This is a genomic window from Sphingomonas sanxanigenens DSM 19645 = NX02 (genome assembly GCF_000512205.2).
Lineage (GTDB): Bacteria > Pseudomonadota > Alphaproteobacteria > Sphingomonadales > Sphingomonadaceae > Sphingomonas_D > Sphingomonas_D sanxanigenens.
On record NZ_CP006644.1, the window covers coordinates 671831 to 685036 of the forward strand.

Below are 13206 nucleotides of genomic sequence, written 5' to 3' on the forward strand. Positions count from 1 at the left end.
CCGTTTGGCGAGGGTGACGATGGCGTTTTCAGCGCCTATGTGCGGTGCACCATCCCAGCCAGATGCAGTGCGAAACAGAACAGGAGACGGTTCATGAGCGAGCTTCACCCCGAAATTGCCGCGGTCACCGCGCGCGTGGTCGAGCGTTCCGCTGCGAGCCGCGCCGCCTATCTCGATCTGATCGCGCGCGAGGCCGACCAAGGCATGGACCGCGCGCATCTTTCCTGCGGCAATCTCGCGCACGGCTTCGCCGCCTCGGGAGACGACAAGCCGGCGATCCGCGGCGGCCGCGCGATGAACATCGGCATCGTCACTGCCTATAACGACATGCTCTCGGCGCATCAGCCCTATGGGCGCTATCCCGAGCAGATCAAGATCTTCGCTCGCGAGGCCGGCGCCACCGCGCAGGTGGCGGGCGGCGTGCCGGCGATGTGCGACGGCGTGACGCAGGGCCAGCGCGGCATGGAGCTGAGCCTGTTCAGCCGGGACGTGATCGCGCTCTCCACCGGCGTCGCGCTCAGCCATGCGATGTTCGAAGGCGCGCTGCTGCTGGGCATCTGCGACAAGATCGTCCCCGGCCTGCTGATCGGCGCGCTGCGCTTCGGCCATCTGCCGATGGTGCTGGTGCCCGCAGGACCGATGCCCTCGGGCCTCGCCAACAAGGAAAAGGTCCGCATCCGCCAGCTCTATGCGGAGGGCAAGGTCGGCCGCGAGGAACTGCTGGAGGCGGAGTCCGCCAGTTATCACGGCGCCGGTACCTGCACCTTCTATGGCACCGCCAATTCGAACCAGATGATGATGGAGGTGATGGGCCTGCACGTGCCCGGCGCCGCCTTCGTCAACCCCGGCACCAAGCTGCGCACCGAGCTGACCCGCGCCGCTACCCACCGCCTCGCCGAGATCGGCCATGGCGGCAATGATTTCCGCCCGCTCGGTCGCGTCGTCGACGAGAAGGCGATCGTCAACGCCGCGGTCGGCCTGCTCGCCACCGGCGGATCGACCAACCATGCGATCCACCTGCCGGCGATCGCGCGCGCCGCGGGCATCGTCATCGACTGGACCGATATCGACCGGCTCTCGGCGGCAGTGCCGCTGATCGCGCGCGTCTATCCCAACGGCCAGGGCGACGTGAACCATTTCCAGGCGGCGGGCGGCATGGCCTTCACCATCCGCACCTTGCTCGATGCCGGCATGCTCCACCGCGACGTGCTGACCGTGTGGGACAGCGATCTCGACGCCTATACGCGCGAACCGGTGATGCAGGGCGATGTGCTCGCCTGGTCCGATCCCGTCGCGGAAACGCGCGACGAGGCGATGCTGCGCCCGGTCTCCGCGCCGTTCCAGCCCGATGGCGGGATGCGGCTGGTCGAGGGCAATCTCGGCCGCGGCGTGATGAAGGTGAGCGCGGTCGATCCGGCGCGCTGGACGATCGAGGCGCCGGCGCGGATCTTCTCCGAGCAGGATGAGGTGGTGAAGGCGTTCAAGGCGGGCGAACTGGAGCGCGACGTCGTCGTCGTCGTGCGCTTCCAGGGGCCGCGCGCCAACGGCATGCCCGAACTGCACAAGCTGACGCCGCCGCTCGGCGTGCTGCAGGATCGCGGCTTCAAGGTCGCGCTGGTCACCGACGGCCGCATGTCGGGCGCGTCGGGCAAGGTGCCGGCGGCGATCCACATCAGCCCGGAGGCGCTGGGCGGCGGCCCGCTCGCCAAGCTGCGCGACGGCGATGTCGTGCGGGTCTCCGCCGAAACCGGCGAACTGACCGCGCTGGTCGACGCGGCCGAATGGGAAGCGCGCGAGCATGCGCCGGCGCCCGCCCCGACGATGGGCACCAGCCGCGAGCTCTTCGCGTTCATGCGCCATGGCGCCGACGAGGCCGAGCGCGGCGCCTCGGCGATGCTCGCCGCTGCCGAGCTCTGAGCCCATGGAAATCGTAGCGGTCGACATCGGGGGGACGCATGCCCGTTTCGCGCTCGCCGAGGTGGAGGGCGGTCGCGTCCTCTCGCTCGGGGAGCCGGTCAAGCTCAAGACCGCCGAACATGCCAGCTTCAAGACGGCGTGGTCGGCCTATGCGCAGATGCTGGGGCGGCCGATCCCGCGCCACGCCGGCATCGCCGTCGCCACGCCGATCGGCGCGGCGACGCTGAAGTTCACCAACAATCCCTGGACGATCCAGCCCGCGACGCTGGACGAGACGCTGGGCATCGACAGCCATGTGCTGGTCAATGATTTCGCCGCGGTCGCCCATGCAGTGGCGCGGCTGCCCGACGACGCCTTCCAGCATGTCTGCGGACCGGATGTGCCGTTGCCGGAAAAGGGGCCGATCTCGATCCTCGGCCCCGGGACCGGGCTCGGCGTCGCGCAGCTGCTGCGCACCGGCTATGGCTATCATGTCATCGCCACCGAGGGCGGCCATATCGATTTCGCGCCGGTCGATTCGATCGAGGATGCGATCCTCGTGCGGCTGCGCCAGCGCTACCGGCGGGTCTCGGTCGAGCGGATCGTGTGCGGGCCGGGGCTGGTCAACATCTATGAGGCGCTCGCCGCGGTCGAGAACCGGCCGATGCTCGTTCGCGATGACAAAAGCCTGTGGGCCGCGGCGCTCGAAGGATCGGATGATCTCGCGGTCGCCGCGTTCGACCGCTTCTGCCTGAGCTTCGGCACCGTCGCCGGCGACATCGCACTGGCGCAGGGCGGGCAGGCGGTGGTGATCGGCGGCGGCATCGGCCAGCGCATCGCCGATCGCCTGCCGCATTCGGGCTTCGCGCAACGCTTCACCGCCAAGGGGCGGTTCGAGGCGATGATGGCCGGCATTCCGGTCAAACTGATCCTTCACCCCGAGCCCGGCCTGTTCGGTGCCGCGGCCGCCTTTTCCAGGGAGCATGGTTGATGAATGTCGAGCAGGTAATGCGGCTCGCGCCGGTGGTACCGGTGCTGGTGATCGAGGATGTCGCGCACGCGGCGCCGATCGCCGAGGCGCTGGTGAAGGGCGGCCTCAAGGCGCTGGAAGTGACGCTGCGCACCCCGGCCGCGCTCGACGTCATCCGGGAAATGTCGAAGGTGGAGGGCGCCGTCGTCGGCGCCGGCACCGTGCTCAATCCGAAGCAGCTCGATGCGGCGCTGGAAGCGGGCGCGACGTTCATCGTCTCGCCCGGCCTCACCGAGCCGCTCGCCAAGGCGGCGATCGCGGCCGGCACCGCCTTCCTCCCCGGCACCGCGACCGCGGCGGACATCATGCGCGGGTTGGATCTCGGCCTCACTCACTTCAAATTCTTTCCCGCCGAAACCTCGGGTGGCCTCAAGGCGCTCAAGGCCTTGGCCGCGCCGTTGCTGCAGGCCCGCTTCTGCCCCACCGGCGGCATCACCGTCGCGACCGCGCCGGACTGGCTGGCGTTCGATCCGGTGCTGTGCGTCGGCGGTTCGTGGGTGGTCCCGGCTGGCGCGCCGGACGTGGCGCTGATCGAGGCGCGCGCAAAGGAAGCCGCGGCGCTGGGGCGGTAAGGACAAAGGGCCGGAGCCAGCGCGTTTCCTTCCCGGCGCGGCGCGCCGGGAAGGAAAGATGTTGCGCTCCACACACCCCACACAAATCCATCAGGGGTTACCTTCGCGCCCCAACCCGTCTATCCGCCCCCAATGCAGTCAGACGCTCTCGTCATCGCGCTGATCGGTGCGCTTGGCATCGGCGCGCAGTGGGTGGCGTGGCGAACCGGGTGGCCGGCGATCGCGTTGATGCTCGCCGCCGGTGTCGTCGCGGGCCCGATCGCCGGGCTGGTCGAACCCCATGCGCTGTTCGGCGAGTTGCTCGAACCGATGATCTCGATCGCGGTCGCGCTCATATTGTTCGAAGGGGGCCTCAGCCTCAATTTCCGTGAGCTGCGCAAGACCGAGGGGGCGGTGACCCGGCTGGTCGCGGTCGGGGCGCCGGTCGGCTGGGTGCTCGGCACGCTTGCGCTCTATTATGTCGCAGGGCTGGTCTGGCCCGTCGCGATCCTGTTTGCCGGCATTCTCGTCGTCACCGGGCCGACCGTGGTCTTGCCGCTGCTTCGCCAGAGCAATGTCGCCGCGCGGCCGCGCGCGATCCTGAAGTGGGAAGCGATCGTCAACGATCCGATCGGCGCGCTCCTGGCGGTCGTCACATATGAGTATCTGCGCCGGTCGGAGGAGGGCGGGACGCTGATCGCGGTGGTGGTGGCGATGATCGGCGCGGCCATCGTCGCCGCGCTTATCGGCTATGCCGCCGCACGCGCGATCGCCTGGGCCTTTCCCCGCGGCCATGTGCCCGAATATCTGAAGGCGCCGGTGCTGCTCGTGTCGGTGATCGGCACGTTCGTCATCTCCAACCTGATCCAGCAGGAAACCGGGCTGCTCACCGTCACCGTGATGGGCATCGCGCTGGCCAACATGCGGCTCGATAGCCTGCGCGACATTCATCCGTTCAAGGAGAATGTCACCGTCCTGCTCATCTCCGGCCTGTTCGTCCTGCTGTCCGCCTCGCTCAATCTCGAGGTGCTGCAGAAGTTCGAATGGCGCTTCCTTGCCTATCTGTTGGTGCTGCTTTTCGTCGTTCGTCCGCTGACGGTGATGATCAGCCTGGCCTTCACGCGGGTGCCGTGGAACGAGCGGATGCTGATCGCGTGGATCGCGCCGCGCGGCGTCGTCGCGGTCGCGGTCTCCGGCCTGTTCGCGCTGCGGCTGACGCATCTCGGCTATGGCGACGGCAGTATCCTCGTCACATTGTCCTTCGCCGTCGTGATCGCCACGATCATCGCGCACGGCTTCAGCATCCGCATCGTCGCGCGCTGGCTGGGCGTGATCGGCGCGATGCAGAAGGGGCTGCTGATCGTCGGTGCTACGCGCTGGAGCCTGTCGCTGGCCGAGCAACTGCGCCAGCTCGGCGTGCCGGTTACCGTCACCGATACCAGCTGGCAGCGGCTGGCGCCGGCGCGGCAGGCCGGCATTCCCATCTTTCACGGAGAAATCCTGGCGGAATCGACGGAAGAGAAGCTGGATCTCGACCAGTTCCAGGTTCTCGCCGCGACCTCCGACAATGAGGCCTACAACGCGCTGGTGTGCAGCGAATTCGCGCCGGACATCGGCCGCGACGCGGTCTACCAGTTGGGCGACGCCGCACGGGACGATCCGCGCAGCCTGCCCGAAGCGCTCAGGGGACGGGCGCTGTTCACCTCCGGGCTGGGCGTGGAGGAGATCGCAGCGCGCGAAGCGGCGGGCTGGGCGTTCCGCAAGACGCGGATCAGCGACCAGTTCGATTTCGAAGCGGCGCAGGCGCATCTGCCCGACGATGCCGACATGCTGCTGCTGGTCCGCAAGAATGGCGCGCTGCGCTTCTTCACCCACGCCTCGCGCCCGACGGCGCAGCCCGGCGACGTGGTGATTTCCTATGCGCCGCCCAAGCATGCCGAAACCGGGGCGGCGATCCCGGACAAGGAACTGGAGAAGGAGAACTCATGAGCGCGCGATCGATCGGCAGGGTGGCGGTGGTGGCGTTGGCCGGATGCGCGGCATCGGCATGCCAGCCGCAACCGGCGCCCGAACCGGTGGTCAACGAGGCCGATCCCGCCGCCAATGCGAACGCGGTGGAGGCCCCCGAGCCGGCCGTGGTCGCAAGCCCGTCGCCCAAGTCGATCATCCGCGAAGGCGTGTCCGCGGAGGCCGATGAGGATGCGGTGCCGCCGCTCGAACCCGCGAGCCTGACGGTGCCCTTCGGCGACCGCATGACGACGACGCTCGACGACGCCGCCCGCGCCGCGATCGACGGGCTGCTGGCGAATCCGGTGGTCACGGCGGGCGGCCCGATTAGCGTGCGCGGCCATTCTGACACGCGCGGCAGCGACGGCGACAATCTCGCTGCGTCGCGCCGCCGGGCGGAGACGGTGCGCGCCTATCTGGTCGAAAAGGGCGTGGATGCGAAGCGCATCACCATCGTCGCGCTGGGCGAGAACCGCCCCGTCGCACCCAATATGAAGCCGGACGGCAGCGACGATCCGGAAGGCCGCGCGAAGAACCGCCGCGTCGAGGTGGAGGTCCAGCCGCCCGCCCCCGCGGCCGATTGAACGACCGCGACCGTCCAGCGTTTCTCCTGGGCGGGTGGCCACGGAGAAACGCATGAGCAAGGTCTATGACGAAGTCGGCACGGTCACCGCATCGGAAGGTCATGTGCTGGTAAGCGGCCCCAACGGCGTCGCGGTGACGCTGACCGCCGACGCCGCATCGGCAATGGCCGAACAGCTTCGCGAAGCCGCGCGCATGGCCCGCGAGCAATTGCCGGGGAATGAAGGCTTCCGCGCCGGATAGACCCCTCATTCTACCCCGGTAAACACCAGTTTCTGCACCCGTCGTCCCGTGTTTACCTCGGTGACATAGAGATTGCCCTTCGAATCCACCGCCATGCTGTGCAGCCAGGTGAATTCGCCGGCATAGCGGCCGATGCGGCCGATCGCGGCGATGGGTTCGTGCGTCGCGCGCAGCAGGATCCAGATCCGGCTGTTCATCATGTCCGCGACGTAGAGATATTTGCCGTCGGGGGAGAGGGCGATGTCGGTCACCGTGCGGGTGCCGCCGGTCTTGGGTGCGATCACCACGTCGCGCACGAAGCTGAGCGTGCCGTCCGCGGCCTGCCGGAACAGTTGCGCGCGGTTGTTGCGGCGGTCGCAGACATAGACATGGCCGTCGCCCGTCGGCACCACACAATGGACGATGTCGCCGAAGCGCCGCGAGGCGGGGTTCGCGCCGCCGTCCGCGGTGCTCGATGCCTGGCTCTGGTCGAAATGGCCCGAGCGGCTCTCGCCCGATGGCGCCTCGGCATAGGCGCCCCAGAAGCCGCCGAAGCTGCCATCCTTGCCCAGAAAGCGGATCACCCGCTTGTTGGTATAGCCGTCCGCCACCAGCACCTGGCCGTTGCCGGCATAGACGTCCGCGGGGTTGCCGAGCAGCGCCTGGTCCTGGTTGCCGTTGGTCCGCTCGCGCTTGCCAAAGCTGCGGATGAACGTGCCGTCCGCGGTGTAGTTCAGCACCGCATGGTCGCCGTCGCCATTGCCGCCGAACCACACCGTCTTCGCCGCATCGACATAGATGCCGTGCACGCTCTTGGGCCATTGGTTGACGCCGTCGATCGTCGGCGCGCTCTCCGGTCCGCCCCAGCCGGCGAGGTAGCGCCCGTCATTGGCGAAGCGGACGACGGTGGGCGCTGGCTTGCAGCAGACCGCGATCGGCGGGCTCTGCGCCGCGCCCGTGTCGGTCGGCGTCAGCGAATGCGGGCGGTGGACGACCCAGACATCGTCATCCTTGTCCACCGCCACGCCCGAGACCTGGCCGAGCAGCAGGTCCGCGGGCAGTTGCGGCCAGGCGGCATCCACCTTGAAGCGGGGGAAGGGTTTGCCGGCGGCGATCACCTCGGTCGCCATCGGCACCAATGCCTGCGGCGGCGCGGCGGCCTTCTGCGCGGGGAGCGAGCTGCCCGCCAGCGGCGCGGCTGCGGCGATGACGAACAGGCCGATGCGGGTGATCGTCCGGCCAAGTGCGCGCATGTTCCTGCCTCCCTGTATTGTTCTATCCCGCGAGAATCATGGGGTGCATGATGCGGTGCGGCAGGATCGAGGGCAATGACGGGCGCGCATGCGGGCAAGGAAATGGCATGAGCCGTCGTGACGGCGGCGAAATGGCGGTTTATGCGGCGCCATGATCGTTCAGATCGAAACCCTGCTGCGCGTGCTCGACATCGCCGGCATCGCCGTGTTCGCGGCGTCGGGCGCGCTGGTGGCGGCGCGCGGCCGGCGCGATTTCGTCGGCGCCTGCTTCTTCGCGCTCATCACCGCCACGGGCGGCGGCACCGTGCGCGACCTCCTGATCGGCGCCCCCGTGTTCTGGATGCACGATCCGACGCCGGTGGTGCTCTGCGTGGTGATCGCGGTCGCCGCCTGGGCGATCCCGCTGCGCTGGTGGCCGGCGCGCGCGCTCGACTGGTTCGATGCCCTGGGGCTCGCCGCCTATGCCGTCTACGGCGCGGGCAAGGCGCTGCATTATGGCATCAGCCCGCTCGCGGCGATGACCGCGGGGATCATCACCGCCTGCATCGGCGGCGTGATCCGCGATATCACCGCGGGCGTCCCCTCGATCCTGCTCCGGCATGAGCTTTACGTCACCGCCGCCTTCGCCGCCGCCGCCACCTTCATCGCGCTCACCGCGCTGGGGCTGCCGGCGCCCTGGCCGGCGCTGATCGGCGCGGTGCTCGGCTTCGCGATCCGCGCTGCGTCGATCCACTGGAAGATCAGCCTGCCCCCGCACCGGGGGCATTGACCGTGCAGCGGGCGCGCGGCGAATCCCGCTTGTGAACAACAGTCACCCCGTCCGATCCGGAGCCATGATGCGCCTCGCCTCCCTCACGATGTTCCTCGCCGCCTGTCTCGCCCAGGCGACACCCGCCGCCGCAAAGCCGGCCGCGCCGCCGCCAGCCGCGCCGCCCAAGCGCCTCGTCATCGTCGACGACGACATCATCGGCCTCAACGGCGTGCCGCTGCTGATGCTGCAGGCGCCCGATGTCGAGCTGCTCGGCATCACCACCACCAGCGGATCGGTGTGGCGCGACACCGCCACCGCCTATGCGCTGCGCACGTTGGAGATCGTCGGCCGCACCGACGTGCCGGTCGTCCCCGGCGCCGTCGTGCCCTTGGTCAACACCGCGGAGGCGACGAAAGCGTGGGAGGCGCAGTATGGCCGCCTCGTCTTCAAGGGGCCGTGGACCGATTACTGGCCCGAGGGCACCCTCCAGGACCATCCCGGCGCCGCGCGGCCGGAGGTGGTGCCCGCGCTGCCGATCGGCAATCCGACGATCGAGGCGAAGGATGAGATCGCCGCCGCCTTCCTCGTCCGCATGGTCCGCGCGCATCCCGGCGAGATCACCCTGTTCGCCACCGGCCCGATGACCAACATCGCCATCGCCCAGAGCCTCGATCCCGGCTTCGCCGCCAATGTGAAGGAGCTGATCTACATGGGCGGCAGCCTGCTGCCCCGCCAGACCTTGCCCGGCGCCTCCGCCGAGCAGTTCGCGCGCGAGTTCGTCAATTCGCCGCGCCGCGAATTCAACATCCGCTGGGATCCGGAAGCCGCGCGGATCATGGCGCACGCGCCCTGGCGCAAGGTGACGATGATCCCGGTCGATCCCTCCACCGGCACCCAATGGACGACGGACTTCTTCGCCAGCCTCAAGCCCGCGGGCACCCGGCTGACCGAACTGATGCAGACCGCGATCGAGCCGGGCTTTCCGATGTGGGACGAGATCGCGGCGATGGTCTGGCTCGATCCCGCGATCGTCACGCATGAGGCGCCGCTCTACATCGATTTCGAAACCAGCCAGACCGCGGCCTATGGCGACACCTTGTCGTGGACCGAGGCCTATCGCCCGAAGCTGGGCGAGCGCGAGCAGCGCGTGATCCTGTCGGTGGACCGGGCGAAGATGGAGGCGGGGATGCGCGCGCTCTACATGCGGCGAATCAAGTGAGCCAAGGGGCGAGTAATGGCGGGCCGCGCCGGCCCGTTCCCAAGCAGAACGCGGCGCATCTGGCCCGCGGTTCACGCTGAACAAGGTTCCAAGATAGCCGGCTTCGTTCAGGGCGTACAGCAATTTCGTGATTTCTGTAGGCCGACAGTGAAAATGAACGCGGGTTACGAAATTTAGAGTGTATCCCTCGGGAATTCGATTGACCGCGTCCATTCTCCCCTTAATTTGCGGGTGAGAGGATGACAGTGTTTCTGGAATTTCTTGGGCAGGGTGAGAATATCGCGTTCAGTGTCGCGCTGGCGCTGATGGTTTTGATCGGACTGGTCGAGGCATTGGGGCTTGGTGCGGCATCGATCGATGTCGATCTTGATCTTCACCTGCCCGATGCGGCCGCGCCGCTTCACTGGCTGGGCATCGGCCGCGTGCCGCTGCTTGTCCTCCTCATCGCCTTTCTCGCCGCGTTCGGGCTGGTCGGGCTCGCCGGCCAGCAGCTCGCGCAGGAACTGACCGGCACGCTGGTCTCCCCCTGGCTCGCGATCCCCGCCGCCGCGGCGGCGGCGCTGCCGGTCACCGCGGCCGGCAGCCGCCTGCTGGCGCGGGTGCTGCCGCAGGACGAGACCACCGCGATCGACGTCGCCACATTGGTCGGGCGCACCGGCCAGATCGTCGTCGGCACCGCCCGCCGGGGTGCGCCCGCCCGTGCCCGCGTGCGCGATGAACATGGCCAGTCGCACTATGTGCTGGTCGAACCCGATAATGACGGACAGGCGATTGGGGAGGGCGAGACGGTGCTTCTCGTCCGCCGCGAGGCGAACCTGTTCCGCGCCATCGTCTACGACTCTCCCCGCTTCTCCAGCTGGACGGAATGATGACCGACATTTTGCCTGCCACATCCGCTTCTTCCGGTTTGATGACCATCGGCTTCATCGCCGGCGGCATCTTCGTCGTGCTGCTGATCATCGGCCTGCTGATCGCGCGGCTCTACCGGCGCGCCTCCAAGGAAATCGCCTTCGTCCGCACCGGCTTCCGGGGCGAGCAGGTGGTGATGAACGGCGGCGCGATCGTGCTGCCGGTGCTGCACGAAACCATGCCGGTGAACATGAACACCGTGCGCCTCGCGGTTGAGCGCAAGAACAATGACGCGCTGATCACGCTCGATCGCCTGCGCATCGACGTGAAGGCCGAATTCTACGTCCGCGTCCGCCCCGATCGGGAGGCGATCGCCACCGCCGCGCAGACGCTGGGCATGCGCACCATGCACCCGGAACATCTGAAGGAGCTGGTCGAGGGCAAGTTCGTCGACGCGCTGCGCTCGGTCGCCGCCGGCATGACGATGAACCAGCTGCATGAGCAGCGCTCCGACTTCGTGCAGAAGGTGCAGCAGGTCTCCTCGTCGGATCTCGCGATGAACGGGCTCGAGCTGGAATCGGTGTCGCTGACCGGGCTCGACCAGACCTCGATCGAGCATTTCAACGCCAACAACGCGTTCGACGCCGAAGGTCTCACCAAGCTCACCGAGCAGATCGAACTGCGCAAGAAGGCGCGCAACGACATCGAGCAGGACACCCGCGTCCAGATCGAAAGCAAGAATCTGGAGGCGCAGCGCCGCTCGCTGACGATCGCGCGCGACACCGAATTCGCGCGGCTGGAGCAGGAACGCGAGATCGAGGTGCGCCGCGCCGAACAGTCGGCGGAGGTCGCGCGCGAACAGTCCGAACGCCAGCGCGAGGCCGATCAGGCGCGCATCGTCGCCAAGCAGCAGACCGACTCCTCCCAGATCGAGGCGGATCGCACGATCCAGCAGGCCAAGATCGCGCAGGCGCAATCGATCGAGATCGCGCGGCAGGAACAGCAGATCGCGGTGCAGAACAAGAGCCGCGAGGAAAGCCAGGCCAAGGCGGAGGCGGACAAGGCCCGCGCCGCCGCCGTCGCCGCCGAGGAACAGGTCGTCACCGCGCGCGAGACCGAGGTTGCCGAGCGCGTCAAGCGCATCGAACTGATCGACGCCGCCCGCGAGGCCGAACGCGCCGCGATCGCGGTGAAGGTGCAGGCGGAGGCCGAGAAGAAGGCCGCCACCGACCGCGCCGAGGCCGTCCGCGCCGTCGCCCAGGGCGAGGCCGAGGCCGAAAAGCTCCGCGCCGAGGCCGCCCGCGTCCGCTTCGAGGTGGAAGCCGCCGGCCAGCGCGCGGTCAACGAGGCGGCGAACCTGCTCTCCTCCGACCAGATCTCGCTGCAGACCAAGCTGGCGCTGCTCAAGGTGCTGCCCGAGGTGATCCGCGAGGCCGCCAAGCCGATGGAAGCGATCGACAGCATCAAGATCGTCCAGGTCGACGGCCTGACCGGCAGGGGCGCCGGTGGCGGCAGCGAGGCCGGCGCGGGCGCGGGCGGCGGCGACGGCAACCTCGCCGACAGCGCCGTCGCCGCGGCGCTCCGCTACCGGGCGCAGGCGCCGGTGCTGGACGGGTTGATGAAGGAATTGGGGCTGGACGGGAGTTCGCTCAACAGCCTGGTTGGTGGGGCTGCGGCGAGGGGGGAGTAAGGGGTCTCCATTCTTCTCAGCTCTTATTGAGATGGGTGGTAAGTTCCGACCAAAACGCGTCGTTCGCGCTCGGATTTTGAACGTCAGCTCCTGCCAGAACCCGCCGCTTGCTAAGGGCGATGCAGCCTGACAGCGACGCGCCATAGATTCGGTCATTCCGCGAGGCCTGGTGCGATCCTAAAACCTGCCGCGAGTTCATCCAACCTCGAGTGGCGGCCCGAACGAATGACATTGGAACTTTCCTCATAGCAGTCGCTCGCCTCAACTGCTCGTAGCCCTCAGCGCATCAATCACCGCGCGAAGTCCAGCGGAAATATAGCGTCGTGTTGGATAGTACAGATAAAGCCAGTCCTCTGGCACGATCCAGTCGTCGAGGCAGGCGATCAGCCGCCCGGTTTCGACATAAGGCCGCGCCCGATCTTCCCACACATAGACCAAGGCCACGCCCGCCAGAGCCGTTTCGATCATAAGCTCATGATCGTGGAGAGCGACCGGGCCTTTGACCTCAACATCGATCTCCTCACCGTTGCGCCCAAAAGACCAAGGATAGCCAACCCCGCTCGGGTACATATTGCGCACGCAGACATGGTTGGTCAGGTCGGCCGGAGTCTTGGGCACCGAGCGCTCGGCAAGATAGTCGGGCGATCCCACCACAGCGAACTTCAGCCGCGGCTTGATCTTCACCGCGGTCATCCCGTCGCGCAAGCTTTCACCTAGTCGGATGCCGGCATCGAACCCCTCCTCGACGATGTCGACCAGCCGGTCGGTTGCGACGATTTCCAGCTCGAGGCTGGGATTGGCGGCGATCAGCGGCCCGATAATCGGCCCCAGCACGAACGGAGCGATTGAATTGGGCGCGTTGATCCGCACCTTGCCGAAAGGCGTGTCGCGAAACTGGTTGAGCGCATCGAGCGCCGAGCCGATGTCGCCAAACGCTGGCGAGAGCTGCGACAACAGCATCGCCCCGGCATCTGTCAGCGACACGCTGCGCGTGGTGCGGTTGAGCAAACGGATGCCGACCCGCGCTTCCAGATTGCTGACCGCATGGCTGATCGCGGAAGCTGTGACGCCGCGCTCCTCGCTCGCTCGGCGGAAACTGCGGTGCCGCGCGACCGCGTCGAAGGCGGCAAGTTCTGAAAGATCGGTCGTGCGCATT

At 67.9% G+C, this 13206-nt stretch carries 12 protein-coding genes; 10 read left to right on the forward strand and 2 right to left on the reverse strand.

The genetic code is table 11. The annotated features are described in order from the left end of the window. Nucleotides 1–93 precede the first annotated feature (93 nt). The 6 genes from edd to NX02_RS03080 all read left to right on the forward strand — a co-directional run bounded on the left by edd (nt 94) and on the right by NX02_RS03080 (nt 6309). Nucleotides 94–1917 (forward strand): phosphogluconate dehydratase, encoded by a 1824-nt coding sequence (edd, locus tag NX02_RS03055; protein ID WP_025290723.1) that lies wholly within the window; start codon nt 94–96, stop codon nt 1915–1917. Nucleotides 1918–1921: 4 nt separating this feature from the next. Further along, complete coding sequence (gene glk / locus NX02_RS03060; protein ID WP_025290724.1) at nt 1922–2887, forward strand: glucokinase; 966 nt, start codon at nt 1922–1924, stop codon at nt 2885–2887. Beyond that, a complete protein-coding gene (gene eda, locus NX02_RS03065) occupies nt 2887–3498 on the forward strand; it encodes a bifunctional 4-hydroxy-2-oxoglutarate aldolase/2-dehydro-3-deoxy-phosphogluconate aldolase (RefSeq protein ID WP_025290725.1) in 612 nt (203 codons plus the stop codon). The genes glk and eda overlap by 1 nt, the downstream gene beginning before the upstream one ends. Before the next feature lie 132 nt (nt 3499–3630). Next, nucleotides 3631–5466, forward strand: coding sequence for a cation:proton antiporter (locus NX02_RS03070; RefSeq protein WP_025290726.1), 1836 nt, complete (start codon nt 3631–3633; stop codon nt 5464–5466). Next, nucleotides 5463–6068 carry an OmpA family protein gene (locus tag NX02_RS03075; RefSeq protein WP_047099725.1) on the forward strand — a complete coding sequence of 202 codons (606 nt, stop codon included), beginning with the start codon at nt 5463–5465 and terminating at the stop codon, nt 6066–6068. Before NX02_RS03070 ends, NX02_RS03075 begins: the two co-directional genes overlap by 4 nt. 52 nt (nt 6069–6120) lie before the next feature. Continuing rightward, nucleotides 6121–6309 carry a hypothetical protein gene (locus NX02_RS03080; protein ID WP_025290727.1) on the forward strand — a complete coding sequence of 63 codons (189 nt, stop codon included), beginning with the start codon at nt 6121–6123 and terminating at the stop codon, nt 6307–6309. Nucleotides 6310–6314: 5 nt separating this feature from the next. On the opposite strand, the gene NX02_RS03085 is transcribed toward NX02_RS03080, so the two are convergent. Continuing rightward, nucleotides 6315–7541 carry an NHL repeat-containing protein gene (locus NX02_RS03085; protein ID WP_047099726.1) on the reverse strand — a complete coding sequence of 409 codons (1227 nt, stop codon included), beginning with the start codon at nt 7539–7541 and terminating at the stop codon, nt 6315–6317. A 151-nt stretch (nt 7542–7692) separates the two neighbouring features. Between NX02_RS03085 and NX02_RS03090 the strand changes: the two genes are divergently transcribed. From NX02_RS03090 to NX02_RS03105, 4 genes are all read left to right on the forward strand, one after another. Next, entirely contained in the window at nt 7693–8310 is a 618-nt protein-coding gene (locus NX02_RS03090) for a trimeric intracellular cation channel family protein (protein WP_025290729.1), read from the forward strand. A gap of 67 nt (nt 8311–8377) precedes the next feature. After that, nucleotides 8378–9511 (forward strand): nucleoside hydrolase, encoded by a 1134-nt coding sequence (locus NX02_RS03095; protein ID WP_039997045.1) that lies wholly within the window; start codon nt 8378–8380, stop codon nt 9509–9511. A gap of 239 nt (nt 9512–9750) precedes the next feature. Further along, the gene (locus tag NX02_RS03100; RefSeq protein ID WP_039996378.1) at nt 9751–10380 is read left to right on the forward strand and encodes an OB-fold-containig protein; all 630 of its coding nucleotides are present in this window, start codon (nt 9751–9753) and stop codon (nt 10378–10380) included. After that, complete coding sequence (locus tag NX02_RS03105) at nt 10380–12050, forward strand: flotillin family protein (RefSeq protein ID WP_025290731.1); 1671 nt, start codon at nt 10380–10382, stop codon at nt 12048–12050. Before NX02_RS03100 ends, NX02_RS03105 begins: the two co-directional genes overlap by 1 nt. 261 nt (nt 12051–12311) lie before the next feature. Here NX02_RS03105 and NX02_RS03110 read toward each other — a convergent pair whose 3' ends face one another. Continuing rightward, a complete protein-coding gene (locus NX02_RS03110; protein ID WP_025290732.1) occupies nt 12312–13205 on the reverse strand; it encodes a LysR family transcriptional regulator in 894 nt (297 codons plus the stop codon). Nucleotide 13206: the final 1 nt, after the last annotated feature.

Coding starts and splice junctions, on each gene's coding strand:
- edd (WP_025290723.1), top strand. CDS start 94: ATGAGCGAGCTTCACCCCGAAATTGCCGCGGTCACCGCGCGCGTGGTC.
- NX02_RS03075 (WP_047099725.1), top strand. CDS start 5,463: ATGAGCGCGCGATCGATCGGCAGGGTGGCGGTGGTGGCGTTGGCCGGA.
- NX02_RS03085 (WP_047099726.1), bottom strand. CDS start 7,541: ATGCGCGCACTTGGCCGGACGATCACCCGCATCGGCCTGTTCGTCATC.
- NX02_RS03080 (WP_025290727.1), top strand. CDS start 6,121: ATGAGCAAGGTCTATGACGAAGTCGGCACGGTCACCGCATCGGAAGGT.
- NX02_RS03110 (WP_025290732.1), bottom strand. CDS start 13,205: ATGCGCACGACCGATCTTTCAGAACTTGCCGCCTTCGACGCGGTCGCG.
- glk (WP_025290724.1), top strand. CDS start 1,922: ATGGAAATCGTAGCGGTCGACATCGGGGGGACGCATGCCCGTTTCGCG.
- NX02_RS03100 (WP_039996378.1), top strand. CDS start 9,751: ATGACAGTGTTTCTGGAATTTCTTGGGCAGGGTGAGAATATCGCGTTC.
- NX02_RS03070 (WP_025290726.1), top strand. CDS start 3,631: ATGCAGTCAGACGCTCTCGTCATCGCGCTGATCGGTGCGCTTGGCATC.
- NX02_RS03095 (WP_039997045.1), top strand. CDS start 8,378: ATGCGCCTCGCCTCCCTCACGATGTTCCTCGCCGCCTGTCTCGCCCAG.
- NX02_RS03105 (WP_025290731.1), top strand. CDS start 10,380: ATGACCGACATTTTGCCTGCCACATCCGCTTCTTCCGGTTTGATGACC.
- NX02_RS03090 (WP_025290729.1), top strand. CDS start 7,693: ATGATCGTTCAGATCGAAACCCTGCTGCGCGTGCTCGACATCGCCGGC.
- eda (WP_025290725.1), top strand. CDS start 2,887: ATGAATGTCGAGCAGGTAATGCGGCTCGCGCCGGTGGTACCGGTGCTG.